This window comes from Bradyrhizobium sp. YCK136, assembly GCF_044570075.1.
In the GTDB taxonomy this organism is placed as follows: Bacteria; Pseudomonadota; Alphaproteobacteria; order Rhizobiales; family Xanthobacteraceae; genus Bradyrhizobium; species Bradyrhizobium diazoefficiens.
Map to the genome: position 1 here is coordinate 4,353,445 of NZ_CP172424.1, position 22,388 is coordinate 4,375,832.

General features: G+C 66.2%; 20 protein-coding genes and 1 pseudogene. 6 read left to right on the forward strand and 15 right to left on the reverse strand.

All coding sequences use genetic code 11. From position 1 onward, the window contains the following. Nucleotides 1-14 precede the first annotated feature (14 nt). Entirely contained in the window at nucleotides 15-962 is a 948-nt protein-coding gene (locus ACFLEY_RS20860) for an alpha/beta hydrolase (protein WP_060911826.1), read from the reverse strand. A 209-nt stretch (nucleotides 963-1,171) separates the two neighbouring features. On the opposite strand from ACFLEY_RS20860, the gene ACFLEY_RS20865 reads away from it, so the two are divergent. After that, nucleotides 1,172-2,206, forward strand: a complete 1,035-nt coding sequence (locus ACFLEY_RS20865) for a DUF2155 domain-containing protein (protein ID WP_211433561.1) — start codon at nucleotides 1,172-1,174, stop codon at nucleotides 2,204-2,206. 20 nt (nucleotides 2,207-2,226) lie between these two features. On the opposite strand, the gene aat is transcribed toward ACFLEY_RS20865, so the two are convergent. The 10 genes from aat to ACFLEY_RS20915 all read right to left on the reverse strand — a co-directional run bounded on the left by aat (nucleotide 2,227) and on the right by ACFLEY_RS20915 (nucleotide 12,082). Then, entirely contained in the window at nucleotides 2,227-2,907 is a 681-nt protein-coding gene (gene aat / locus ACFLEY_RS20870) for a leucyl/phenylalanyl-tRNA--protein transferase (RefSeq protein ID WP_060911827.1), read from the reverse strand. 47 nt (nucleotides 2,908-2,954) lie between these two features. Further along, nucleotides 2,955-4,070 carry a sensor histidine kinase gene (locus ACFLEY_RS20875; RefSeq protein ID WP_060911828.1) on the reverse strand — a complete coding sequence of 372 codons (1,116 nt, stop codon included), beginning with the start codon at nucleotides 4,068-4,070 and terminating at the stop codon, nucleotides 2,955-2,957. Next, the gene (locus ACFLEY_RS20880; RefSeq protein ID WP_011087061.1) at nucleotides 4,067-4,507 is read right to left on the reverse strand and encodes a response regulator; all 441 of its coding nucleotides are present in this window, start codon (nucleotides 4,505-4,507) and stop codon (nucleotides 4,067-4,069) included. Before ACFLEY_RS20880 ends, ACFLEY_RS20875 begins: the two co-directional genes overlap by 4 nt. Then, nucleotides 4,504-6,021 (reverse strand): CHASE3 domain-containing protein, encoded by a 1,518-nt coding sequence (locus ACFLEY_RS20885; RefSeq protein ID WP_028171227.1) that lies wholly within the window; start codon nucleotides 6,019-6,021, stop codon nucleotides 4,504-4,506. Before ACFLEY_RS20885 ends, ACFLEY_RS20880 begins: the two co-directional genes overlap by 4 nt. Before the next feature lie 104 nt (nucleotides 6,022-6,125). Beyond that, nucleotides 6,126-7,484, reverse strand: a complete 1,359-nt coding sequence (gene accC, locus ACFLEY_RS20890; protein WP_028171228.1) for an acetyl-CoA carboxylase biotin carboxylase subunit — start codon at nucleotides 7,482-7,484, stop codon at nucleotides 6,126-6,128. A gap of 59 nt (nucleotides 7,485-7,543) precedes the next feature. Then, entirely contained in the window at nucleotides 7,544-8,035 is a 492-nt protein-coding gene (accB, locus tag ACFLEY_RS20895; protein ID WP_028171229.1) for an acetyl-CoA carboxylase biotin carboxyl carrier protein, read from the reverse strand. A gap of 36 nt (nucleotides 8,036-8,071) precedes the next feature. Next, on the reverse strand, nucleotides 8,072-8,539 hold the full coding sequence (gene aroQ, locus ACFLEY_RS20900; RefSeq protein ID WP_011087065.1) for a type II 3-dehydroquinate dehydratase: 468 nt from the start codon (nucleotides 8,537-8,539) through the stop codon (nucleotides 8,072-8,074). Between the two features lie 226 nt (nucleotides 8,540-8,765). After that, a complete protein-coding gene (locus ACFLEY_RS20905; protein ID WP_060911829.1) occupies nucleotides 8,766-9,611 on the reverse strand; it encodes a DUF1236 domain-containing protein in 846 nt (281 codons plus the stop codon). A gap of 208 nt (nucleotides 9,612-9,819) precedes the next feature. Continuing rightward, nucleotides 9,820-10,587 (reverse strand): DsbA family protein, encoded by a 768-nt coding sequence (locus ACFLEY_RS20910; RefSeq protein WP_060911830.1) that lies wholly within the window; start codon nucleotides 10,585-10,587, stop codon nucleotides 9,820-9,822. A gap of 94 nt (nucleotides 10,588-10,681) precedes the next feature. After that, on the reverse strand, nucleotides 10,682-12,082 hold the full coding sequence (locus ACFLEY_RS20915; RefSeq protein ID WP_028171230.1) for a M48 family metalloprotease: 1,401 nt from the start codon (nucleotides 12,080-12,082) through the stop codon (nucleotides 10,682-10,684). 204 nt (nucleotides 12,083-12,286) lie between these two features. On the opposite strand from ACFLEY_RS20915, the gene ACFLEY_RS20920 reads away from it, so the two are divergent. The 3 genes from ACFLEY_RS20920 to ACFLEY_RS20930 all read left to right on the forward strand — a co-directional run bounded on the left by ACFLEY_RS20920 (nucleotide 12,287) and on the right by ACFLEY_RS20930 (nucleotide 15,542). Then, nucleotides 12,287-13,474, forward strand: a complete 1,188-nt coding sequence (locus ACFLEY_RS20920; protein ID WP_028171231.1) for a pyridoxal phosphate-dependent aminotransferase — start codon at nucleotides 12,287-12,289, stop codon at nucleotides 13,472-13,474. Nucleotides 13,475-13,565: 91 nt separating this feature from the next. Beyond that, nucleotides 13,566-14,123, forward strand: a complete 558-nt coding sequence (locus ACFLEY_RS20925; RefSeq protein WP_011087070.1) for a biotin transporter BioY — start codon at nucleotides 13,566-13,568, stop codon at nucleotides 14,121-14,123. A gap of 84 nt (nucleotides 14,124-14,207) precedes the next feature. Next, a complete protein-coding gene (locus tag ACFLEY_RS20930) occupies nucleotides 14,208-15,542 on the forward strand; it encodes a dicarboxylate/amino acid:cation symporter (RefSeq protein WP_060911831.1) in 1,335 nt (444 codons plus the stop codon). Between the two features lie 33 nt (nucleotides 15,543-15,575). Here ACFLEY_RS20930 and ACFLEY_RS20935 read toward each other — a convergent pair. Then, nucleotides 15,576-16,425 (reverse strand): annotated as a pseudogene (locus tag ACFLEY_RS20935) (SDR family oxidoreductase). 102 nt (nucleotides 16,426-16,527) lie between these two features. Between ACFLEY_RS20935 and ACFLEY_RS20940 the strand changes: the two are divergent. Continuing rightward, entirely contained in the window at nucleotides 16,528-17,364 is an 837-nt protein-coding gene (locus tag ACFLEY_RS20940; protein WP_060911832.1) for a helix-turn-helix transcriptional regulator, read from the forward strand. A gap of 82 nt (nucleotides 17,365-17,446) precedes the next feature. Here the strand turns inward: ACFLEY_RS20940 and ACFLEY_RS20945 are convergent, their stop codons facing one another. The 3 genes from ACFLEY_RS20945 to ACFLEY_RS20955 are packed head-to-tail and all read right to left on the reverse strand — an operon-like array spanning nucleotide 17,447 to nucleotide 21,461. Beyond that, on the reverse strand, nucleotides 17,447-18,679 hold the full coding sequence (locus ACFLEY_RS20945; protein ID WP_060911833.1) for an FAD-binding oxidoreductase: 1,233 nt from the start codon (nucleotides 18,677-18,679) through the stop codon (nucleotides 17,447-17,449). A 16-nt stretch (nucleotides 18,680-18,695) separates the two neighbouring features. Then, complete coding sequence (locus tag ACFLEY_RS20950; protein ID WP_060911834.1) at nucleotides 18,696-19,919, reverse strand: MFS transporter; 1,224 nt, start codon at nucleotides 19,917-19,919, stop codon at nucleotides 18,696-18,698. A 45-nt stretch (nucleotides 19,920-19,964) separates the two neighbouring features. Beyond that, complete coding sequence (locus ACFLEY_RS20955) at nucleotides 19,965-21,461, reverse strand: amidase family protein (protein ID WP_060911835.1); 1,497 nt, start codon at nucleotides 21,459-21,461, stop codon at nucleotides 19,965-19,967. 210 nt (nucleotides 21,462-21,671) lie between these two features. Here ACFLEY_RS20955 and ACFLEY_RS20960 point away from each other — a divergent pair, with 210 nt between their 5' ends. Beyond that, complete coding sequence (locus ACFLEY_RS20960; protein WP_060911836.1) at nucleotides 21,672-22,352, forward strand: helix-turn-helix domain-containing protein; 681 nt, start codon at nucleotides 21,672-21,674, stop codon at nucleotides 22,350-22,352. Nucleotides 22,353-22,388: the final 36 nt, after the last annotated feature.

Consider the following 22,388-nt stretch of genomic DNA (forward strand, 5'->3'; position numbering starts at 1 on the left):
GCGCAACGGCGTCGTTAGCCCAATCCCTTCAACCACGCGCCGATCTCGCTGACCGCGACATTGGCCTCTCGCAACAACTTGCCCATGGTGAAGAAGCCATGGAATTGGCCGGGAAAGTGCTTGTAGGTCACGCTGACGCCGGCCTGCTTCAGGCGCGCGGCATATTCGTCGCCTTCGTCACGCAGGGGATCGGCACCGGCGGTCAGCACATAAGCGGGCGGCAGGCCGGCAAGGTTTTCCGCGCGCGCCGGCGAGGCGCGCCAGTCGTGGATGTCGGCGGTGCCGTTGAGGTAATGGTCACGGAACCACCGGATCACCGAATGGGTCAGCAGCACGCTGGTCTCGGGCTCGCTGTGGGAGCCGTGCGTCATGGCGAAATCGACGGCCGGGTAGATGAGGATCTGGCCGGCGATCGCGGGGCCGTTGCCATCGCGCGCAGCGAGCGCGACGACCGCGGCGAGATTGCCGCCGGCGCTGTCGCCGCCGATCGAGAGACGGGAGGCGTCGATGCCGAGCTCGCGCGCATTCGCGGCGATCCATTTGGTCGCGGCGATCGCATCATCGGCCGCGGCGGGAAATTTGTGCTCGGGCGCGAGGCGGTAGTCGACCGAGATCACGATCAGCGCGGCTTCGACGGCAAGCTGGCGGCAGACGACGTCATGGGAGTCGAGATCGCCGATCACCCGGCCGCCGCCATGGAAGAACACCAGCGCCGGCGACAGGCCGTCGTGCCGGCGCGGGTCCTTCGGCACGTAGATGCGGGCCGGGATGGTGCCGTGCGGCGCCGGGATCGCTAGCGGAGCAACGCGGGCAAGTTCGGGCGGCTCGGGGTTGGTGGCAAAGCGCGCCTGGGCGTAATAGGCGCGCGCTTCCGCTGCGGTCAGGGTCTCGTAGGCGGGGCGGCCGGCCTCCTGGAAGGCCATGTAGACGGCGGCGGCATCGGGATCGAGCACAACGGGCATGGGGGAGCGACCTTGGGGCTTCTGTTTATCGTTGGACGGCGTGTTCGGGGGGCGGGACCCGCCTCGGCCCCCGGGGAAGGGTCGTCCGACTATCCCATTCGGCCGGCGGTCTGGCCAGCCGGGGCCGGGCAGGGCAGGAATGCCGCCCTTTCCCCGCCGTATTCGGCGTGTTAACCGGATGGCCTGCGAGCGGCGGTATCCCCTGTAGAATGTCCAGCAAGCCCGATTCGCTGTTGAAGCCGCGCGAGAAGATGGTTCGAACCCTTACCCTGACAGGTCTTGCGGCGCTTCTGGCCGCCACTGCGCTCACGGCTGCGACGCCCGCACAGGCGCAGATCGGCACGATCTTCTCCGATCCGCCGCCGCTGCGGCCGCCCGGCAGCATTCCGCGCGGACAGCCGCAGCCGCAGGTGCCCGACGACGACGAGGAGGTCCCCGAGCTGCCGCCGCAGGGCCGCGTGCTGCCATCGCGTCCGATGGCGCCGCCGCCCGGACGTCAGGGCAATGTCATGCCGGGGCCGGTCGAGACCCAGCCTTTGGCGCCGCCGCCAGGCTCCACCGTCGCTCCGCCGAACCAGCCGCCGCCCGTGGCGGTCGCGCCGCCAGGCGCCCCCCAGCCGGGCGCGCCCGGTCAGCGCCAGCCCCAGCAGAAGGGCGGGCCGGGCGGTGCCGTGCCGCAGACGCCGGCGAGCCTGCAGCCGGGCGACGAGGTCGTGACCGAGCCGCCGGCCCAGAAGATCGTGAACAAGAAGGCGACCTTCTCCGGCCTCGACAAGATCACCGGACGCATCATCAATTTCGACGAGGATATCGGCGAGACCGTCCAGTTCGGCGCGCTGCGGGTCAAGACCGACGCCTGCTACACGCGGCCGGCGACGGAAGCTGCCAACACCGACGCCTTCGTCGAGGTCGACGAGATCACCTTGCAGGGCGAGGTGAAGCGGATCTTCTCGGGCTGGATGTACGCGGCAAGCCCCGGCCTGCACGGCGTCGAGCATCCGATCTACGACATCTGGCTGACCGACTGCAAAGAGCCGCAGCAGACCATTGCGACGGCTGCACCGGATCCCGCGACCAAGCCGGCTGCGCCGCCGCCGCCCGCGCAGAAGAAGGCCGCGCCCAAGCAGGCCGTGCAGCAGCGTCCGCCGCAGCCATTGCCGCCGATCCAGCAGCAGCAACCGGCACCGCCGCCGCCACCGGAGCAGCGGCCAGGCCTGTTCGGTATCCCCGGGTTCGGCCGCTAGGTCGCTAAGCCGGCTATCGACTATTGCCGCGAGGCGATGATCTCGAGCGCGCGTGCGCCGGAGATCGCCTCGCCGGGCGAGAGCTTGAGGAAATCGCCGGGCTCGCCCGCCAGCGCCTTGTCGAGCAGCGCGGTGTAGCGTCGCCGCGGAATCTCGACCGCGCCGAAGTTCTTCAGATGCTCGGTGACATATTGCGTGTCGAGCAGCTCGAAACCGCCGTGGATGAGCCGCGCAACCAGGTGCACCAGCGCGACCTTCGAGGCATCGCGCGCGGTGTGAAACATGCTCTCGCCGAAGAAGGCACGTCCCAGGCTCACGCCGTAGAGCCCGCCGACGAGGTCGTCCCCCTGCCAGGCCTCGACGCTGTGGCAATGGCCGAGCTCGAACAGGCCGCCATAGAGGTCGCGGATGCGCTTGTTGATCCAGGTGTCCTCGCGCCCGGCCTGCGGCGCGGCGCAGCCGGCAATCGTGGCCTTGAACGCGGTGTTGACGGTCACGCGAAACCCATCCGAGCGCACGGTGCGCGCGAGCCGCGAGGCCACGCGGAATCCGCCGAGCGGGATGACGCCGCGCAATTCCGGCTCGACCCAGAACAGGGTCGGATCGTCGGCGCTCTCGGCCATCGGAAAGATGCCGCAGGCATAGGCGCGCAGCAGCACGGCCGGCGTAATTTCAGACGAAGCGGAGTCGCGCGAAGTCATGGTGCAACAATAGCAGGATCGCAATGCGGTTGCGATGGGGGCGCGGGTCAGCTCGCGGCGGCGCTGTTGCTCTTGCCGGGCGCGACGGGTATGCGGGGGAACCTCAGCAAGATGCGGGTTCCGCTGTGGGCGGGATCGCGCTCGACCGAGGCGTCGAGCTTGGTGGCCATGGCCGCGACGATGCGCTGGCCCATGCCGGTGGAGCGCGGATCGGCCTTGACGTTGTCGCCGACGCCGTCATCGGCAATCGCCAGCAGCAGATTCTCGTCCTGCAGGGTCAGCTCGACATGGATCGGGCCGGCCCCGTCGGGATAGGCGTATTTCACCGCGTTCATCACCAGCTCGTTGACGATGATGCCGACGGCGACCGCGCGGTCCGGATCGATCTCGATCGGCTCGGCCTTCAGCGTCAGGCGCGACATCCGGTTACCTTCGGCCGAACGGCGCAGGTCCTCGAGCAGCGAGTCCAGGTACTGGTTCAGGACGACGCTCTTGAGGTCCTGCGAGGTGTAGAGGCGGCGGTGCACCTGCGCGACCGCGGCGACGCGGCCCATCGCGTTGGTCAGCGCGGCCTTGACCTCTTCCTGCCCGGCGGAGCTCGCCTGAAGATGCAGCAGCGAGGCGATGATCTGGAGCGAATTGCCGACGCGGTGATTGACCTCACGCAGCAGCATCTCGCGCTCGGCGGCGAGCGCGGCATAGCGGTCGCGCGAGGCGTGGATCTCGGCTTCGGCCTCCTCGCGCGCATTCTGCAATTCGGCCTGGCGCAGCGCGCCCTCCGCCGCGACGTGAAGCAGGGGGATGAAGTCGCCCTTGACGTCCTTGACGAGGTAATCGGCCGCGCCCGCCTTCAGCGCGGTGACCGCGATGCTGGAATCCTGCGAGGCGGTGACGAACACCACGGGTGGGGCGCCCGGGATCGCCATGATCTGCTCCAGCGTCTCGAGGCCGTCGAGACCCGGCATGTACTGGTCGAGCGCAACGACGTCGATGCCGCTTTCGATGCTGTCCTGGGCGCCGGCGCGGCGGATGTGCTCGAGGCCTTCCTCGCCGCTCGCGGCATGAACGACCCTGTAGCCGCGCCGCGTCAGGCCGCGGTCGACCAGGCGCGCGAGCGCGTCGTCGTCGTCGATATACAGCAGTGTCGGCGTTCTCTGGTTCATGTGGCGGCGGGCGGGACCTGGATGACCGAGAAGAACAGCCCGAGTTGCCGGATGGCGTTGGCGAAATTCTCGTAGTTGACGGGTTTGGTGATGTAGACGTTGCAGCCGAGCTCGTAGCAGCGCTTGATCTCCTGGGAGTCGTCTGTGGTCGTGAGGACGACTACGGGCGATGCCTTGAGATGACTGTTTTCCTTGATCTGCTTCAAAATGTCGATCCCGCTCATGTCGGGCAGGTTGAGGTCGAGCAGGATCAGGAGGGCATTTCCCTTCTGGGAAAGCCCGCTGCCGTCGGCGCCGAACAGGTGTCTCATCGCGTCGGTGCCGTTGCCAAACGGGATGATCTCGTTGTTGACGCCGGAGCGACGGATGTTGCGCTCGATCAGCCGGGCGTGCCCCTCGTCGTCCTCGATCATGATGATGGTAACAGGCTGCGTCATCGATCTACGTTCCGGTTGCTGGCGTTCCAGGCGACGGGCAGCGTGATCGTGAATGTGCTGCCCGCGTTCAGTTCCGACGATACCGACATGGTGCCGCCGAGACGGCGCACAAGTGCACGCACATGTGCAAGACCTATGCCCTGTCCGGGCTTATCCTGGGTTCCCGCGCGCCGGAACAGGTCGAAAATCCGCTGATGATCTTTTGGATCGATGCCGCGGCCGTTGTCGCTGATCTCGAAGATAGCGTAGCCGAGCTTGGTGCGCCCGCGAATTCTGATCTCTCCGGGCTCCCCGCTCTTGAGATATTTGATCGCGTTGTCGATCAGATTGGAGAAGATCTGCTCCAGCGCAAGGCGGTCGCTGACGATATTCGGCAGGGGCGCGATGTGGATCTCGGCCTGCGCTTCCACCGCCTGATGCGCCAGTGTCGACACGATGGCCTCGACAAACTCGCGGATGTCGATCTTCTCCGGCTGGAATTCGCGCCGGCCCTCGCGGGTGAGGTTGAGGATCGCCGAGATCAGCCGGTCCATCTTGGCGATCGACGATTTGATGAAGCCGAGCGCCTCGGAAAAGTCCGCTGAAAGCTGCTGGTCGGGGCCTTCGAGCGCGATCTCGCCGGGGGCCAGGGGTGGCCCGTCGGCCGGGACGCGGGTAAGGCTGCCGATGCGGCGGAAAATGTCGCCGCCGAGTTCTTCGAGTTCGCTGGTGAAGCCCATGATGTTGACGAGCGGCGAGCGCAAATCGTGGCTGACGATATAGGCAAAGCGCTGGATTTCGTTGTTGGCCTCGCGCAGGTCTGCCGTACGCTCGTCGACGACGGTCTCCAGGTTGACGTTGGCATCGCGCAGGCGCATTTCGGCCTCGTCACGGGCGCGGGCCGAGCGCCGCACCAGCCAGATCGAGATCAGGGCCAGCACCACGACGAGGCCGGAGCCGATGCCGGTCATCGACGCGGCCAGCGTCTGGCTCTGGTCGGAGTTGGCGGTGCGAATCCGGAACAGTCGTTCCTCTTCGCGGGTCATCGCGTTGGCCAGGTTGCTGATCGTGGTTGTGGTGTTGCCGGCGGCGGCCTCGCGGATCAGCGCCGTGGCCTTGTCGGGTTGGCCCTGCTTCACGAAATTCATCTCGCGCGAGAACTGGTCGAGCCGGGTCTCGATCGCCGCGCTCAGCTTCTCGATGCTGTCGCGTTGCGCCGGATTGTCGCCGATCTGGCGCGTGAGCTTGTCGAGCGCCGGAATGATCGCCGCGACGGCCTTCTCGTGATCCGATTGGAAATCCGGTCCTTGCGTCAGGAGAAAGCCGCGGGCGCTGCTCTCGGCGCGTCGGACTTCGAGCAGCAGGGTGTTGATCTGGTTCTCCACCTCGATGGTGTGGACGACCGATTTGCTGTCTTCCCGCGCCTTGTTGACGAGATAGACGGAGCCGGCGCTGATCACAGTCAGCACCAGAAGGCCCGCAGCGAACAGCAGGATCTGCCAAAATGCGCGCCGCCGCTGCGCCTCAGCGGTCACGACGGTCTCGCCCTGTTACGCCGGTGGAGTTCAAAACGCCCCCTTGGAACTGCCCAACCGTCCAGAACGCGATTGGGGCGAGAGGGTTCCACGGGGCGGGAAGACTATTTCGCAGCGGGTTCCGCCTTGCCGGCCAGGTACTGCTCCAGCCAGTGGATGTGGTAGTCGCCGTTGATGATGTCGTCTTCGCGCACCAGCGCGCGGAACAGCGGCAGCGTGGTCTCGATGCCTTCGACCACCATTTCGTCCAGCGCCCGGCGCAGCCGCATCAGGCATTCGGCGCGCGTCTTGCCGTGCACGATCAGCTTGCCGACGAGCGAGTCGTAATAAGGCGGGATCGTGTAGCCTTGGTAGACGGCGGAATCGATCCGGACGCCGAGGCCCCCGGGCGGATGATATTGCAGGATCCGGCCGGGCGAGGGGCGGAAGGTCACCGGATTTTCGGCGTTGATGCGGCATTCGATCGCGTGGCCGATGACCTGGACTTCCTCCTGCCTCGCCGGCAGCTCGCCGCCGGCGGCGATGCGGATCTGCTCCAGCACGAGGTCGATGTCGGTGATGCTCTCGGTGACGGGATGCTCGACCTGGATGCGGGTGTTCATCTCGATGAAGTAGAACTCGCCGTCCTCGAACAGGAACTCGATGGTGCCGACGCCGAGATATTTCATCTCGCGCATCGCCTTCGCACAGGTCTCGCCGATCTTGGCGCGCGCGGCGGCGGACAGGACGGGCGAGGGGCCTTCCTCCCAGACCTTCTGGTGGCGGCGCTGCAGCGAGCAATCGCGCTCACCGAGATGGATCGCGCCGCCGCGGCCGTCGCCGAGGATCTGGATCTCGATATGGCGCGGCTTCTGGAGATATTTTTCGAGGTAGACGGACGCATCGCCGAAGGCGGATTTGGCCTCATTGGCCGCCGTCGACAGCGCCATCAGGAGGTCGGCCTCGCTGTGCGCGACCTTCATGCCGCGGCCACCGCCGCCCGCCGCCGCCTTCACCAGCACCGGGAAGCCGATCTTCCTGGCGATCCCCACCGCATCGTCGTCGGGACCGACCGCGCCGTCGGAGCCGGGCACCACGGGGATGCCGAGTTTCTTGGCGGTCTTCTTGGCCTCGATCTTGTCGCCCATCAGGCGGATATGCTCGGCCTTGGGGCCGATGAAATGCAGATTGTGCTCGGAGAGGATTTCCGCGAAGCGCGCGTTCTCGGACAGGAAGCCGTAGCCGGGATGCACGGCGTCCGCCCCGGTGATCTCGCAGGCCGCGAGCAGCGCGGGCACATTGAGATAGCTGTCCTTGGACGGCGGCGGTCCGATGCACACGCTCTCATCCGACAGGCGTACATGCATCGCGTCGGCGTCGGCGGTGGAGTGCACAGCGACGGTCGCGATCCCGAGCTCCTTGCAGGCCCTGAGGATGCGAAGGGCGATCTCGCCGCGATTGGCTATGAGGATCTTGTCGAACATGATGTCCTTAAGGGACTGGCGCGCGAAATGCGACGGGGGCAGCTGAGCTGCCCTGGCCGTTACTCAATGATGACGAGCGGCTCACCGAACTCGACCGGCTGGCCGTCCTCGACCAGGATCTGCGTCACCGTGCCGGCGCGCAACGAGGGGATCTGGTTCATGGTCTTCATGGCTTCGATGATCAGCAGCGTCTGACCGACCGAGACCTTGCTGCCGACCTCGATGAACGGCTTGGCGCCGGGCTCCGGCGCCCAGTAGGCGGTGCCGACCATCGGCGAGGTGACGGCGCCGGGATGCTTCGACAGGTCGGCCGCCGCGGCAACAGCGGGCGCGGCCGTGGCCACCGGCAGGCCGGCGGCAGCGGCAGCGACCGGCATCGGCATGGTCGCGGCAACGCTGATGTTGCGGGCGACGCGCAGGCGCAGGCCCGCGCGCTCGATCTCGATCTCGGTGAGGCTGGTCTCATCGAGCAGCAGGGCGAGCTCGCGGACGAGCGCGGAATCCTCGCTGGAAAACTTTGCGGCTGCTTTGTCGTCTGGCTGGCGCGCCATGTTCTTGATCCGAATGTTCTGTGTGAGGAGGGAGCGTCAGGCTTTGGGCTTGAGGCCGAGCTTGGCGGCAAGGCCCTGGATGGCGAGGCGGTAGCCCTCGATGCCGAAACCGCAGAGCGAGGCGAAGGCCGCGCGCGCGGTGTAGGAGTGATGACGGAAGCTCTCGCGGGCGTGGATGTTGGTCACGTGCACTTCGACCGTCGGGATCTGCACAGCGAGCAGCGCATCGTGCAGGGCGATCGAGGTGTGCGAATAGCCGCCGGCATTGATGATGATGCCCTTCATCTTGCGCGCATGCGCTTCGTGGATGAAGTCGATCAACTCGCCCTCGCGGTTGGATTGACGGCAGTCGGCCTTGAGACCGAATGATGCCGCCGTCTCCCGGCACAGCGCCTCGACGTCGGCCAAGGTCGCGTGACCATACTTTTCGGGCTCGCGCGTCCCCAACATGTTGAGGTTCGGCCCGTTGAGAACGAGGATCGTGTCGGTTGCTGGTTCGGCCATTCCAATCCCGTAAGAGGTGTTTCGGCGTGGCGGGGTTATAGGTAACAAAGCGCCCTAGGGGAAGCCTTGAAGGACCTCCCAGAGGCCTTCAGGCACCTCATCCGGGGTGCAAAAACCTGTGCGGAAGCTACGGAAATTGCTTGTTAACCAGTCAAAAGCATGGCTGTCGGCCGAACGCAAAGGGGCGGGCATCGCTGCCCGCCCCTGAGGTTGCCGTCATCCGGCCTTAGACGTCGAGGATCGCGACGATCTCATAGGTATTCGGATCGATGATCACGATCTGCTCGCGGACCAGAACGTAGCGGTAGCTGCGCCACTCCGGATAGATCGACACGACGCGGGACGGCAGGGCATGCAGCTCGATACCCTCGCGCGGCACGCGGGTGCCGACCGCGATCGAGAAGTTCACGTTGGTCACGGGGGCCACGCGCTCCTCGCGGATCACGGACGTGATCTGGGTCCGCTGCTCGGTCGAGAGCTTGGCGGCAGCGCCGGCCTGGCCGACCGTCGTCGAGGACGAGGTCGAACTCTTGCCCTCGGCCTTCATGTCGGTCGAGGTGCCCGAGCCTGGGCGGTTCTCGGCATTGCTCTTGGTGGACGTGCCGGCCTTGTTGTCCTCAGCCTTCATGTCCTTGTGGTCCTTGGTGCCGGACTTGGTCGTATCCTGGCTCATGCTCTTGGACTTGTCCTGCTGCGACTTGTCCATCTGACCCTGCGCGCGTTCGTCGGTACGCTGGCCCTTGGTCGCGCCGGCCTTGTCCTCGGCGGCGTTCTTGTGCATCGCGCCGCCCGGGCGCTCGTCCTTCATCGCGCCGGGCGCCTTGTCTTCCGCGGCCGCACCCGGCTTCGAGGCGCTGGCGCCGCCAGCCTGACCGACGGTGCCCTTTTCCTTCGTCACAGAGTCCTTGCCCATAGAGCCACGCTCGGCCGCACCGCCCGACGGCTGTGTTTGCTGCGCGGGCTGCGCGCCGGCGCCGCCGCTCTCGCGGTTCATGGTGCCCTGTGCGTTCGCCAGTCCGGTGCCGGCGACGAGTGCAAGCGCGGCAACAGAGATCATAAAGCGGTTCAACATTTAGATTCTCCTCACGTGTTTATTTGCGTCATTGCCCGCGCCAACAACGAAAGGAGATATCGGTTGTTCCGGAACATCGGCGGTTCCGCGGCATTTGTTTGTTGAACGCCGGATGAATGATTGTGCCGGATCGCGCCATTGTTTGGCGCAGCAAAAAGGCCGGCTTTTCAGCCGGCCTCGTTGCGTGCGTGAGTTGTGAAGCGCGTGATCAGCAGGTTGCCTTGCCGCAGCGGGCAACGCCGATCTTCTCCTTGAGGCCTTCGAGACCGATGGCGCCAATCACGATCTGCTTGCCGATCACGTAGCTCGGCGTGCCGTTCATGCCCATCGCCTCGGCGAGCTTGAAGTTCTCCTCGATGGTGGCGCGCACCTCGGGGCTGGCGAGATCCTTCTCGATTTTCGCGGTGTCGAGTCCGGCCTCCTTGGCCGCCTGCAGCGCGCGTGCCTTGTCGGCCGCGCCGCGGCCGCCGAGCAGCTTCTGGTGGAAGTCGAGATATTTCTTGCCGGTGGGATCCTGCATGCGCACGGCGACGGCGACCTGGGCGGCCTCGACGGAGCCCTGGCTCAGCACCGGAAACTCCTTCAGCACGACCTTCAGCTTCGGATCGCTCTTCATGAGATCGAGCATGTCGCCCATCGCGCGTTTGCAGTAGCCGCAATTGTAGTCGAAGAACTCGACGAAGGTGACGTCGCCCTCCTTGTTGCCGAGCACGACCTGGCGCGGCGAGTTGAAGATCGCGTCCGCGTTCTGCGTTATGCTGGCCTCGTGCTTCTGGATTTCCGCCGCGGCCTGGCGCTTGCTGAGCTCGGTCATCGCCTCCTCGAGCACCTCGGGATGAGTGACGAGGTAGTTCTTGATGATCGCCTCGATGTCGGTGCGCTGGGCATCGGAGAAGCTGTCGGCCGACGCGGGCGCGGCTGCGCCGAACATGGCGAGCGCAAACAGCGCGGGAGCAAGCAGACGCAGCGAAGGCATAGGCAAATCCTCTTATCCAAAGCAGGTTTCGGAAAACGTCCCGGCGGGCTCAAAGTTCGGTGTCGTGACGTCGTGGTGTCTGGCGTCGTTCTGGCTAGTTGCGCGGCGGCTTGGCTGCCACGATGTCGTCGGCCTTGACCCATCCGGGCGTGCCAACGGCGAAACGGGTTTTCGCGCGCGTGGCGAGCTCGCGGGCGGTCTTGTTGTCGCCGCGCAAGTAGGCGGCCTGCGCCGACGCGAGATCCGCCTCGGCATAATCTCCCTTCCGGCCATAGGCCATCGCGAGCTGGGTATAGCCGAGCGGCGCCTCGGGCTCCCGCGCCACCGCGGCGCGGAGAATCCGAACGGCATCGTCGGTGTAAGCCTTATTATCGGTTCCAACCAGAGCCTGCCCAAGTAACATCTCGATGAGGGGCGAGTTGCTCGATAGCGCGACGGCCTTGCGCAGGGCAGGGATCGCCTCGGCCGGCTTGCCGCTCTCGAGCAGGGCCTGGCCGCGCACCTCGTAGAAGTACGGGTTGTTCGGCTGGACCTGGATCAGCGCGTCGACCTGGGCGAGCGCGCTGCGCAGATCGCCGTGCAGATAGGTGCTGATGGCGCGGGCGTAGCGCGCCGGCAAGCTGTCGTTGGTCTGGGGATAGCGACGGTACACCGTCTCCGGCCGCTCCATGAAGGCGGAGATCTTGGCGCGCACCATGTCGTGGCGGAGCTGGAGTGCGGGATCGTCCTTCTTGTCCCAATAGGGGCTGGAGCTGGCGAACTCCTGGAGCGAGGCGACGCGTTCGGCGGGCATCGGGTGCGACTGGAGATAGGGATCGGCGCCGCGCGCCGCGAACAGGCTCTCGCTGGTGAAGCGCTTGAACGTCTCGTACATGCCCTTCGGCGACTGCTGGGTCGCGGTCAGGAATTTCACGCCGGCGCGGTCGGCGTTCTCCTCCTGCTGGCGCTGATAGGACAACAGCGTGCGGCGGATCATCTCCTGCGGTCCGGCGATCGCGGCCGCGCCGGCATTGGCGAGGCCGTTGTTGCCGGCGTTGCCGCCGCGGGCGCTGCCTGCGGCGATCGCGCCGGCGCCGAGCAGCATCGCGATGATCATCTGGGTCTGGGCGCTGGCGAGCTGCTCGCGCAGCTTGGACAGATGGCCGCCGGCCAGATGCCCGGTCTCGTGCGCGAGCACGCCGATGATCTGGTTCGGCGTTTCCGATTGGAGGATCGCGCCGTAATTGACGAAGATGCGGCGGCCGTCCGCGACGAACGCGTTGAACGAGCCGTCGTTGATGATCACCATCTGGATGTTCTGCTTCTCCAGACCGGCGGCGCGCAGGATCGGGCGGGTATATTCGCGCAGCAACTGCTCGGTCTCGGTGTCGCGCAGGACCGGCGGGCCCTTCTGCTGTGCCTGCGCCGCCGGGAGCGGCAGCAAAGCGATCGCCGCGGCGGTGACGACGGCGGTGAGGGCGGAGGCCTTTTTGCGCAATGCGATCTGGAGCAACATCAAGCGGTCTTGGTCAAGCGGTCTTGGCAAGAGATCTTGGCAAGCAGTTTCGTGATTGGTTTTGGGGATTGGCGGCGGACCGGATACGCGATATGGCCTATGAGCCTTACCCCTTATGAGCCGTACAGTGCGGCCAGTCTGGGGCGCAAGCGCCCCGTTTCCCGGACCGGACGGGCCGGTCCGCCAGCGAAATAGCAGAAATCGATGCACGATGCGACATTGAGGAACCGGTTGGGGCAGTGGCTCGAGCCCTCCCGCCGTAGCGATGTTCCCCCGTTCATGGTCATGGACGTGATGGCCGCGGCGGCCCGAATCGAGGCCGCCGGGGGCCATGTCATCCATATGGAGGTCGGCCAGCCCGCGGCCGGCGCGCCGAAGACCGCGATTGCGGCCGCTCACGCGGCGCTCGAGGCGGGACGGATCGATTATACCTCCGCGCTCGGCATCCCCAGCCTGCGCGAGCGCATCGCGCGGCACTATCGCGATGCCCATGGCTGTGACGTCAGCGCCGAGCGGATCGTGGTGACGACGGGCTCCTCGGGCGGTTTCATCCTCGCCTTCCTGTCGATGTTCGAGCCTGGCGACCGCGTCGCCGTGACGGTGCCGGGCTATCCGCCGTACCGCCACATCCTCACCGCGCTCGGCTGCGAGCCGGTGCTGATCGAGACCACGAACGAGACGCGTCACGCGCTCACCGGCGAGGCGCTGCTTGCCGCCCATCGCAAGGCGCCGCTGAAGGGTGTGCTGGTCGGCAGCCCCGCCAATCCGACGGGAACGATGATGTCCCGCGAGGCGCTGTCCGGCCTGATCGCGGCGGCCGAAGACGCCAAGATCCGCTTCATCTCGGACGAGATCTATCACGGGCTCGACTATGCGTTTCCGGCGGTGACGGCGGCGGCGCTGTCGGACCACGCACTCGTGATCAACTCGTTCTCGAAGTATTTTTGCATGACGGGCTGGCGCGTCGGCTGGATGGTCGTGCCGGAGATCCTGGTGCGGCCGATCGAGCGGCTGCAGCAGAACCTGTCGATTTCGGTGCCGTCGCTGTCGCAGATCGCGGCCGAGGCCGCCTTCGACGGCGCGGCCGAGATGGAGGAGATCAAGCACGGCTATCAGGAAAACCGGCGCATCCTGATCGAGGGATTGCCCAAGGCCGGCCTCACCAGGTTCCTGCCGGCCGACGGCGCCTTCTATCTCTATGCCGATGTCTCGGACTTCACCTCCGACAGTTTCGAGTTCGCCAAGCAGATGCTGGAACAGGCCCATGTCGCGGCAACGCCGGGCCTCGATTTCGATCCCATCCATGGCCGCTCGTTCATCCGGTTCTCTTATGCGCGTTCGGCGGCGGAGATGCGGGAGGCCGTTGACCGGATCGCTCACTGGCTTAAATAGCCGCAAGTTCTCGTCCCTACCTCCGGAGTTCATCTTGTCTGACCGATCTGTCCCGTCCGCTGCTGCACCGCATTCTCCTCTCGCCGCATTGATGTGGCCGACCCGGCCTGGTGAAACCGTGGGGGCACTGCGCGCCTTCGTGCTGGTCGCGCTCGGCACGGCGCTGCTGGCGCTGTCGGCCAAGGTGAACCTGCCGCTGCCTTACGTCCCCATGACGTTGCAGACGCTGGTGGTGCTGATGATCGGCGCGGCCTATGGCTGGCGCCTTGGCAGCGCAACCATGATCGCCTACCTCGCCGAGGGCGCGCTCGGCCTGCCGGTATTCGCAGGTCCCGTGGGTGGAATTGCGCCGCTGGTCGGCCCGACTGCTGGCTATCTGTTCGGCTTCATCGCTGCGGCCTTCGTGACCGGCTGGCTCGCCGAGCGCGGCTGGGATCGCAGCGTGGTGCTGCTGTTTGCCGCGATGGCCGTCGGCCATATCGTCATTCTGGCCGCCGGGTTCGGCTGGCTGGCCTTTGGCCTCGGTCTTGGCGCGTCCAAGGCCTGGCAGGTCGGGCTTGCGCCGTTCATCGCGGCCTCGCTGGTCAAGAACGCGCTGGGCGCGACGCTGATGCCGGCGGCTCGCCGGATCGTCGATCGCCGCGGGTAAAGCGCGCAAGAACGAGCAGTTCCAATTGACAGGGCCGGCCAAGTTGATCTTGGCTGGCCCGGCGTTTCGAGGGGGAGTGAAACAATGACAACGACAACGATGGCGGGGACGCCGGTCGCGCCGTCCGCAGCCAAGCCTTGGTACAAGGTTCTTTACGTCCAGGTGCTGATCGCCATCGTGCTCGGCGCCATCGTCGGCTGGCTCTGGCCGACGGTTGCCACCAACGACTGGATCAAGGCGCTCGGCGACGGCTTCATCAAGCTGATCAAGATGGTGATCGCCCCGATCATCTTCTGTACCGTTGTCTCGGGCATCGCCCACATCCAGGACGCCAAGAAGGTCGGACGCATCGGCGTCAAGGCGCTGGTCTATTTCGAGGTCGTCTCGACCTTCGCCCTGGTGATCGGACTCATCATCGGCAACCTGGTGAGGCCGGGCGCGGGCTTCGGCAACGCGGCGGCAAACGAGGCGGCCGTTGCGACCTACGCCAAGCAGGCCGCCGGTCAGAAGTCCGTCGACTTCGTGCTGCACATCATTCCGGACACCGTGGTCGGCGCCTTCGCCCAAGGCGAGATCCTCCAGGTGCTGCTGTTCTCGGTGCTGTTCGGCTTCGCGATCATGAGCCTCGGTGAGCGCGGCCACACGATCCGCTCGTTCATCGACGATGCCGCGCATGCGGTGTTCGGCGTCATCTCCATCGTGATGCGCGCGGCGCCGATCGGTGCGTTCGGCGCGATGGCCTACACCATCGGCAAGTTCGGCACCGGTGCGATCCTCAATTTGATCGGGCTGATCGCGACCTTCTACGTCACGGCCGCGCTGTTCGTGTTCGTCGTGCTCGGCATCATCGCGCGCCTGGCCGGCTTCTCGATCTTCAAGTTCCTGGCCTACATCAAGGACGAGCTCCTGATCGTGCTCGGCACCTCGTCGTCGGAAAGCGCGCTGCCATCCTTGATGGAGAAGCTGGAACGGCTCGGCTGCTCCAAGTCGGTGGTCGGCCTCGTGGTGCCCACGGGCTACTCGTTCAATCTGGACGGTACCAACATCTACATGACGCTGGCGACGCTGTTCATCGCGCAGGCACTCGGTTTCGATCTCTCCTTCGGCCAGCAGCTCACGATCCTGGTCGTGGCGATGCTGACGTCGAAGGGCGCCTCCGGCATCACCGGCGCGGGCTTCATCACGCTGGCCGCGACGCTTGCCGTGGTCGATCCGCGCCTCGTGCCGGGCATGGCGATCGTGCTCGGCATCGACAAGTTCATGAGCGAATGCCGCGCGCTGACCAATCTCTGCGGCAACGGCGTGGCCTGCGTGATCGTCGCCTGGTGGGAGGGTGAGCTCGACCGCGACAAGCTCAACGCGGGGCTGAGCCGGCAGATCGATCCGACCGACATGGAAACGGCGATCACGACGGACTGATCCGCAGGCTGCCGACGGCGGCGCTGAGCGCCGTCAGGCCTGGAAATAATAGGGCTGGTCGAGATCCTCGATCAGCCCTTTTTCTTGCGGCGCCCAGCCGAGCAGGGCGCGCGTCTTCGCGCTCGAGGCCGGAACGTCGATGCCGGCAAATCGCGTGAACCAGCCGAAATGCTGCTCGGCTTCATCAGTGGATTTCGAGACCACGGGCACGCCGAGCCGTTTGCCGATCACCTCCGCGATCACCTTGAACGGCACGCCGTCCTCGGCGATCGCGTGATAGCGGCGAGCGGATGCACCGTGCTCCAGCGCGAGCCGATAGACGCGTGCGGCGTCGACGCGATGGGCAGCTGGCCAACGGTTCATGCCGTCGCCGATATAGGCTGCGGCTCCTTTCTCGCGAGCAATCGCGATCAGGCGCGGCACAAAACCGTGATCACCCTCGCCATGGGTTGTGGGCGGCAACCGCACGATGCCGGCGCGGACGCCGCGTTCCCTGAGATCTTCGGCGGTCGCTTCCGAGACGCGCGGAAAGTGGCGGGCCGCCGCATCGTCCTCGGTCGCGAGCCGCCCGGGCGCAAGCAATGCCACGCCCGACGTGACGATGAGCGGACGCTCGGAGCCCTTCAGCGCCTCGCCGAGCGCGAGGATGGCGCGGCGGTCGAGCTCGCAATTGTCTGCGAATTTCGAGAAGTCGTGGTTGAAGGCGAGGTGGAGCACGCCATCGGAGGCGGCCGCACCGCTGGACCTCGGCTCCCAACGCGGTGACGGCGGCCGCTCCTTCATCCGTCCGGGCAAGACCGGTGACGCTGTGGCCGGCGGCGATCAGGTCCCGAACGACGGCGGAGCCGACGAAGCCGGTGGCGCCAGTGACGAATACACGCATGAGCAGTCTCCAGGGATCGGAAGAGGGTTGGTGGAGAGGACCATCTGCGCTAGGATTATCCGGGTAAAGTAGTGACTTTATCGGGGTATAATAGCTAACAGGATGAGCGAAACCGCTTCGGCCGAAAACCTGCTCGGGGCCTATCTGAAGGATCGCCGCACCCGGCTGGATGCGGCCGCGTTCGGCCTCAGCGGCAGCCGCAGGCGCACGCCCGGGCTGCGGCGCGAGGAGGTGGCGCAGCGCGCCAATATCAGTCCGACCTGGTACACCTGGCTGGAGCAGGGCCGGGGCGGGGCGCCATCGGCCGACGTGCTCGACCGCATCGCCCGCGCCCTGATGCTGACCGATGTCGAGCGCGAGCATCTGTTCCTGATCGGCCTCGGCCGCCCGCCCGAGGTGCGCTACCAGGCGAGCGAAGGCGTCTCACCGCGGCTCCAGCGCGTGCTGGATGCACTCGCATTCAGCCCGGCGCTGGTGCGGACCGCGACCTGGGATGTCGTCGCCTGGAATCGCGCCGCGACCGCCGTGCTGACGGACTATGGCGCGATCCCGCCGGGACAGCGCAATATCCTGCGCTTCATCTTCTGCGATCCGCGCGTGCGTGCCGCGCAGTACGATTGGGACAGTGTGGCCCGCTTCGTGGTGGCGGCGTTTCGGGCGGACGCCGCCCGCGCGGGCGCGGTCTCGCATGTCGCCGATTTCGTCGACGAGCTCTGCCGCACCAGTCCCGAGTTCGCGGCGCTCTGGCGCGACAACGACGTGCGCCATCATGGCGATGGCACCAAGCGGCTGCGGCATCCCGTTCACGGCACCATGTCGTTCGAATATTCGAGCTTCAATGTCGAGGGCCGCTCCGATCTCAGCATGATCGTCTACAATCCGGCGACGCCTGAGGATGCCGACCGCATCAGGACGCTGCTGGCCGAGCGCGCCGACTGATGGAATTGCCGCCTCGCGCGTTGCATCTGGCCGCTGCCGCGCATCTCAGTCGCGCTCGCCCTGCGCGCCGCGACGCCGGCAGCTAGAACCGCTCCGGCCGGTACGGCGTCGGATCGATTGCCGGCGTCTCGCCGCTCATCATCTCGGCGAGCAGGCGCCCGGTCGCAGGGCCCAGCGTAAAGCCCTGGTGGCCGTGGCCGAAATTCATCCAGAGGCCGGGGTGAAGCGGGGCGCGGCCGAGCACCGGCAGCATGTCGGGCGTGCAGGGGCGGGTGCCGAACCACGGATCGGGCTCGACGCGTTTGCCGAGGTCGATCAGCTCCCGCGCAGAGGCTTCGGCGCTGGCGAGCTGCACCGGCGTTGCAAGCGCGTCGGGGCTCGTCAGCTCCGCGCCCGTGGTGATGCGGATGCCCTTGGCCATCGGCCCCATGGCGTAGCCACCGGCCTTGTCGATCAGCGGCAGGTCGAGCGAAGCGCCGCCGTTGTAGTGCATGTGATAGCCGCGCTTGCGCACCAGCGGAATGCGATAGCCGAATTTGTACAACAGATCGGGCGACCACGGCCCGAGTGTCACGACGGCCGTCGCGGCATCGATGCGTCCCTGATCGGTATTGACCGACCAGCCGGCTGCAGTCTGCTGCAGCGACTGCGCATCACCGAGCACGATCCTGCCGCCGAGGCGCTCGAACAGCTCGGCATAGGCTGTCACCAGCGCGCCGGGATCGGACACGGTCCAGGTGTCGAGCCAATGGATCGCGCCCGGAAGATCGTCGCGCAGGACCGGCTCGGCCTTGGCGAGCTCGCTGCCCGAGAGCACACGAAAGTTCACGCCGAACTCGTGCTGGTCTTCCTCGGCGGCCTTGATCGAGAGATCCAATGCAGCGGCGTCGCGATACAGCGCCCGGTATCCGGCGCGGCGAATGAGATTGTCGGCGTGGGCCTCGCGAATGAGGATGTCGTGCTCCGCCGTCGCATAGGCGATCAGCCTGGCCCAGGCGTCGATCGCCTCACGATGCCGCTTCGGCGCCGAATGCCACCAGTAGCGGAGCAGGGGCTCGATATGGAGATGCAGCGACGACAGGCTGTAGCGCACGTCGTTGGTGCGGCCGGTCGCGATCTTCAGGAGCGAGGCGAGGTCGCGCGGCATCGGATAGGGGCGGACGGCTTCCGCCTGGATCATCCCGGCATTGCCGTAGCTGGTCTCGCGGCCCGGCTCCCTGCGGTCGATGAGCGTGACGGTCCAGCCGCGCTGCCGCAGGTGCAGCGCCGCGCTCACGCCGATCATGCCGCCGCCGAGAACGATCGCGCTTTGCATGGGCAGAATGCTCCTGTCAGGCCGGTTGTGGTACGAGCTTCGGTTGCGCCGTGCTGATGGTTGCCGCGACCACGACCGACAACGCCGTCATCGCCACCAGGAAGCCGAAGGCCGCATCGAACGATCCGGTTCCGGTCACGATGAAGCCGATCGCGACGGGGGCGACGAAGCCCGCGCTCTGGCCGCCGAGATTGACCATGCCGACGCCCGATCCGATCTGGTCGTCGCGGAGCAGTTTGGTCGGAAGCGCAATCACCGAGGCCAGCACGAAGGATTTGAAGAAGTAGACCAGCGACTGGAACGCGATCAGCATCGTGATCGTCTCCGACTTGTACATGGCGTAGAGGAAGATGCCGGTCAATGCGGAGCTGCCGATCAGCAGGTATTTTTCGCGCTCGGAGAAGAACGTCGTCATCACCCAGCCGCCCATCGCGGTCGCGATCGTCGCCATCACGAACGGGATCGGCGCCAGGACGCCGACGGTCTTGAGGTCGAGCCCGCGCTGTTGGAGCAGGTAGAGCGGCATCCAGGAATCCAGGCCCTTGTTGACGCAGCTGAGACCGAACCACACCACCATCAACTGCCACAGCAGCGGATTCTTCATGAGCTCGCGCATCGGCGCGCGGCTTTCGGCCTTCACTGGCGCGCCTGCATTGGCCTTGCCCGGGCGTCCCAGATAGGGGACGAAGACGAAATAGACCACCGCGAAGACGATGCCCGCGATGCCGATGGCGTTGAAGGCATGGCGCCAGCCGAGCCAGAGGATCAGCGGCGCCATGATCAGCGGCGCGACCATGCTGCCGGCATAGTTGGACGACAGCAGCAGCCCCGACATCTTCGGCCGGCTGTCCTTCTTGAACACTTCGGCGATGGCGCGGATGCTCGCCGGCGGAAAGCCGCCCTCGGCGATGCCGAAGATGAAGCGGATCGCGATCAGCGAGGTCAGCGACCATGCAAGGCTCGTGAACGCCGTGAACAGCGACCACATCACGATGGTGACGATCACCACATATTTCGAGCCGACGCGATCCGAGAGCCAGCCGCCCGGCACCTGCATCGCGGCATAGCCGAGGAAGAACGCGCTGATGACGATGCCGAGATCGGCGGCCTGCAGATTGAAGTCCTTGCCGATCTGCGCCAGCGCCAGCGAGATCGCCGCGCGGTCGATGTAGGAGATGCAGTAGGCGATGTAGAGCAGGACGAAGGCAATGACGCTGGTTTTCCTCGGCAGTTCCGTCATGCTCGTCTCCGTTGCGCCGGCGGTGCATCCAGGGCTGGTGTCGGGTTATTCCCAGGTGAGGAAACCGGGCGCGGCCGACAGCGGCGGCGCTGCGGCGAGCCGCGCCAGGTCGGGCACCGGCCGGCACAATTGCGCATCGCCCGCGAACGCGGCCTCGATGCTCGCGGCGACCGAAAGCACGATGGCGTCGCCGCCGCGCGGGCCGACGATCTGGAGACCGAACGGCAGGCCGGCTTCATCGAGGCCGAGCGGAATGCTGATCGCGGGGTGGCCGGGAAGCGTCACGGCATAAGCGAGCGCGAGCCAGTGGAAATAGGATTTGGTCGGCACGCCGTCGATCTCGGCGGGATAGAGCTCCGACCAGGTGCGCGGGCTCAGCGTAATGGTCGGGCTGATCAGCACATCGCAAGTTTCAAAGAAGGTCTGGTAGGCGCGATAGATCCGCGTCTGCGTCGTGGCGGCGCGCCCATGATCCTCGAGCGTGTAGCTCAGGCCTTCCTCGACATTGGCGCGGACATTCGGGCCGAGCATCTCGGGGCGCTCTTTGTAGTTCTTGCCGTGCATCGCCAGAAACAGGCCGGCGCGCAGAACCGCGAACGCGTCGTCGGCGCCGGAGCAATCCGGCGTCGCCTCGCGGCAGCCGGCGAACAGCGGCGCAAGCCTCGCCACACGATCGCGGAATACGCGACGGATGGCCTGCTCGGTCGGGGCGAAGCCAAAGTCCTCCGTGAAGGCGAGGCGCAGCTTGCCAAGGTCCGCGGGGCGCGGTGCAGCCCAGCGTTCGGCGCGACTGCGCACCGGCTCGCCGGGCAGCGTATAGGCCAGGGGATCGCGGACATCGTCGCTCGCCATCACCGACAGCATCAGCGCGGTGTCGGCGACATTGCGCGCCATCGGTCCGTCGGTCGACAGGTTCGACCAGCCGAAGGCGCGCTTCTCGCTGGCCACGAGACCGTAGGACGGACGCATGCCGACGATGCCGGAGAAGCCTGCCGGATTGCGCAAGGAGCCGCCGGTGTCCGAGCCCGAGGCGAGCGGCGCCATGCCGCAGGCGAGCGCCACCGCCGAGCCACCGGAGGAGCCGGCTGCCGAGCGCATGGGATCGAAGGGATTGCCGGTTGCGCCGAACACCGGATTGCGGGTGTTGCCGCCGGCCGCCCATTCCGGCGTGTTGGTCTTGCCGAAGATGATGGCGCCGGCTGCGCGCAGCCGCGCGACCGAGCCCTGGTCGGCGACCGGTACATTGTCGCGCAACAGGGGGCTGCCATAGGTGGAGCGCAGCCCGGCAGTGTCCTGGGTGTCCTTGATCAGCACCGGAAGGCCGTGCAGTGCGCCGCGATCCTCGCCGCGCAGGATGGCGGCTTCGGCGGCCGTTGCCGCCTTGCGCGCGCCTGATACGTCCAACGTCACGACGGCATTCACGGCAGGATTGATGGTGGCGATGCGCGACAGGCAGGCCTCCAGCAGCTCGACGGGCGAGATCGCCCGCGCGGCCAGCAGGCGGCGCAGCTCAACGGCGCTGGAATCGCAAAGTCCGGACAATGCCAATCCCCTTTCAAATTATGAAAACAATTTTAGCATATCGGAAAGTGAAGGCGACGCACCAATAATCGTCAAAGCGGGGCATTTCGTGCCCAAATGCTGGCGCTGCTGCCCAACGGGTCGTCAAATGGACCCCTCAAGGGACGTCTTGGCCGAAAAGATTAGACGGATAGGCCAACAATATTTCCATCGCCGTGGTAGGATTGCTGCATGAGCGAGATAACGACGCCCGAAGGTGCCAATTCCCAGCTCGGCCAATGCCTCAAGGCGGCGCGCCAGGCCCGCGGCCTGACGCTCAAGCAGGTCGCGGAGCGCACTGGCATGGCGCTGTCGACCCTGTCCAAGGTCGAGAACGGCCTGATGTCGCTGACCTACGACAAGCTGCTCCAGCTCACCTCCGGCCTGAAGATGGAGATCGCCGAGCTGTTCAATCCAGCGGTCGCGGCGCCTGTGCAGGGCCGGCCGGTCACCGCGCGGCGGAGCATCAGCCGGGCCGGGCAGGGGCAGGTGATCACCACGAAATTCTATACCTACACCTATCAATGCACCGATCTGATCGGCAAACGCATGGTGCCGATCGTGGCCGAGGTTCGTGCGCGCTCGCTGGAGGAGTTCGGCCCGCTGCTGCGCCATGGCGGCGAGGAATATTTCCTGGTGACGAGCGGACGCGTCGCCGTCCACACCGAGTTCTACGCGCCGGAGATCCTCGGTGAGGGCGACGGCATCTATCTCGACAGCACCATGGGCCACGCCTACCTCAACGCCGGCGAGGCAGCTTCCGCAAAAGGCGTTTGCCTCTGCACCAGCGAGGCGCCCGATCTCTACGACCAGCTCCGCCAGATCGCCTCGCGCGATATGGCGCCGCTCGGTAATGACGAGCTGCCGCCATAGCGGATTGGCGAGCGGTGAAACGAAAAACGCCCGGCT

What these genes read in the sequence shown, in the direction of transcription:
- ACFLEY_RS20860 (WP_060911826.1), bottom strand. Translation starts at nt 962, where the DNA reads ATGCCCGTTGTGCTCGATCCCGATGCCGCCGCCGTCTACATGGCCTTC.
- ACFLEY_RS20865 (WP_211433561.1), top strand. Translation starts at nt 1,172, where the DNA reads ATGTCCAGCAAGCCCGATTCGCTGTTGAAGCCGCGCGAGAAGATGGTT.
- aat (WP_060911827.1), bottom strand. Translation starts at nt 2,907, where the DNA reads ATGACTTCGCGCGACTCCGCTTCGTCTGAAATTACGCCGGCCGTGCTG.
- ACFLEY_RS20875 (WP_060911828.1), bottom strand. Translation starts at nt 4,070, where the DNA reads ATGAACCAGAGAACGCCGACACTGCTGTATATCGACGACGACGACGCG.
- ACFLEY_RS20880 (WP_011087061.1), bottom strand. Translation starts at nt 4,507, where the DNA reads ATGACGCAGCCTGTTACCATCATCATGATCGAGGACGACGAGGGGCAC.
- accC (WP_028171228.1), bottom strand. Translation starts at nt 7,484, where the DNA reads ATGTTCGACAAGATCCTCATAGCCAATCGCGGCGAGATCGCCCTTCGC.
- accB (WP_028171229.1), bottom strand. Translation starts at nt 8,035, where the DNA reads ATGGCGCGCCAGCCAGACGACAAAGCAGCCGCAAAGTTTTCCAGCGAG.
- aroQ (WP_011087065.1), bottom strand. Translation starts at nt 8,539, where the DNA reads ATGGCCGAACCAGCAACCGACACGATCCTCGTTCTCAACGGGCCGAAC.
- ACFLEY_RS20905 (WP_060911829.1), bottom strand. Translation starts at nt 9,611, where the DNA reads ATGTTGAACCGCTTTATGATCTCTGTTGCCGCGCTTGCACTCGTCGCC.
- ACFLEY_RS20910 (WP_060911830.1), bottom strand. Translation starts at nt 10,587, where the DNA reads ATGCCTTCGCTGCGTCTGCTTGCTCCCGCGCTGTTTGCGCTCGCCATG.
- ACFLEY_RS20915 (WP_028171230.1), bottom strand. Translation starts at nt 12,082, where the DNA reads ATGTTGCTCCAGATCGCATTGCGCAAAAAGGCCTCCGCCCTCACCGCC.
- ACFLEY_RS20920 (WP_028171231.1), top strand. Translation starts at nt 12,287, where the DNA reads ATGCACGATGCGACATTGAGGAACCGGTTGGGGCAGTGGCTCGAGCCC.
- ACFLEY_RS20925 (WP_011087070.1), top strand. Translation starts at nt 13,566, where the DNA reads ATGTGGCCGACCCGGCCTGGTGAAACCGTGGGGGCACTGCGCGCCTTC.
- ACFLEY_RS20930 (WP_060911831.1), top strand. Translation starts at nt 14,208, where the DNA reads ATGACAACGACAACGATGGCGGGGACGCCGGTCGCGCCGTCCGCAGCC.
- ACFLEY_RS20940 (WP_060911832.1), top strand. Translation starts at nt 16,528, where the DNA reads ATGAGCGAAACCGCTTCGGCCGAAAACCTGCTCGGGGCCTATCTGAAG.
- ACFLEY_RS20945 (WP_060911833.1), bottom strand. Translation starts at nt 18,679, where the DNA reads ATGCAAAGCGCGATCGTTCTCGGCGGCGGCATGATCGGCGTGAGCGCG.
- ACFLEY_RS20950 (WP_060911834.1), bottom strand. Translation starts at nt 19,919, where the DNA reads ATGACGGAACTGCCGAGGAAAACCAGCGTCATTGCCTTCGTCCTGCTC.
- ACFLEY_RS20960 (WP_060911836.1), top strand. Translation starts at nt 21,672, where the DNA reads ATGAGCGAGATAACGACGCCCGAAGGTGCCAATTCCCAGCTCGGCCAA.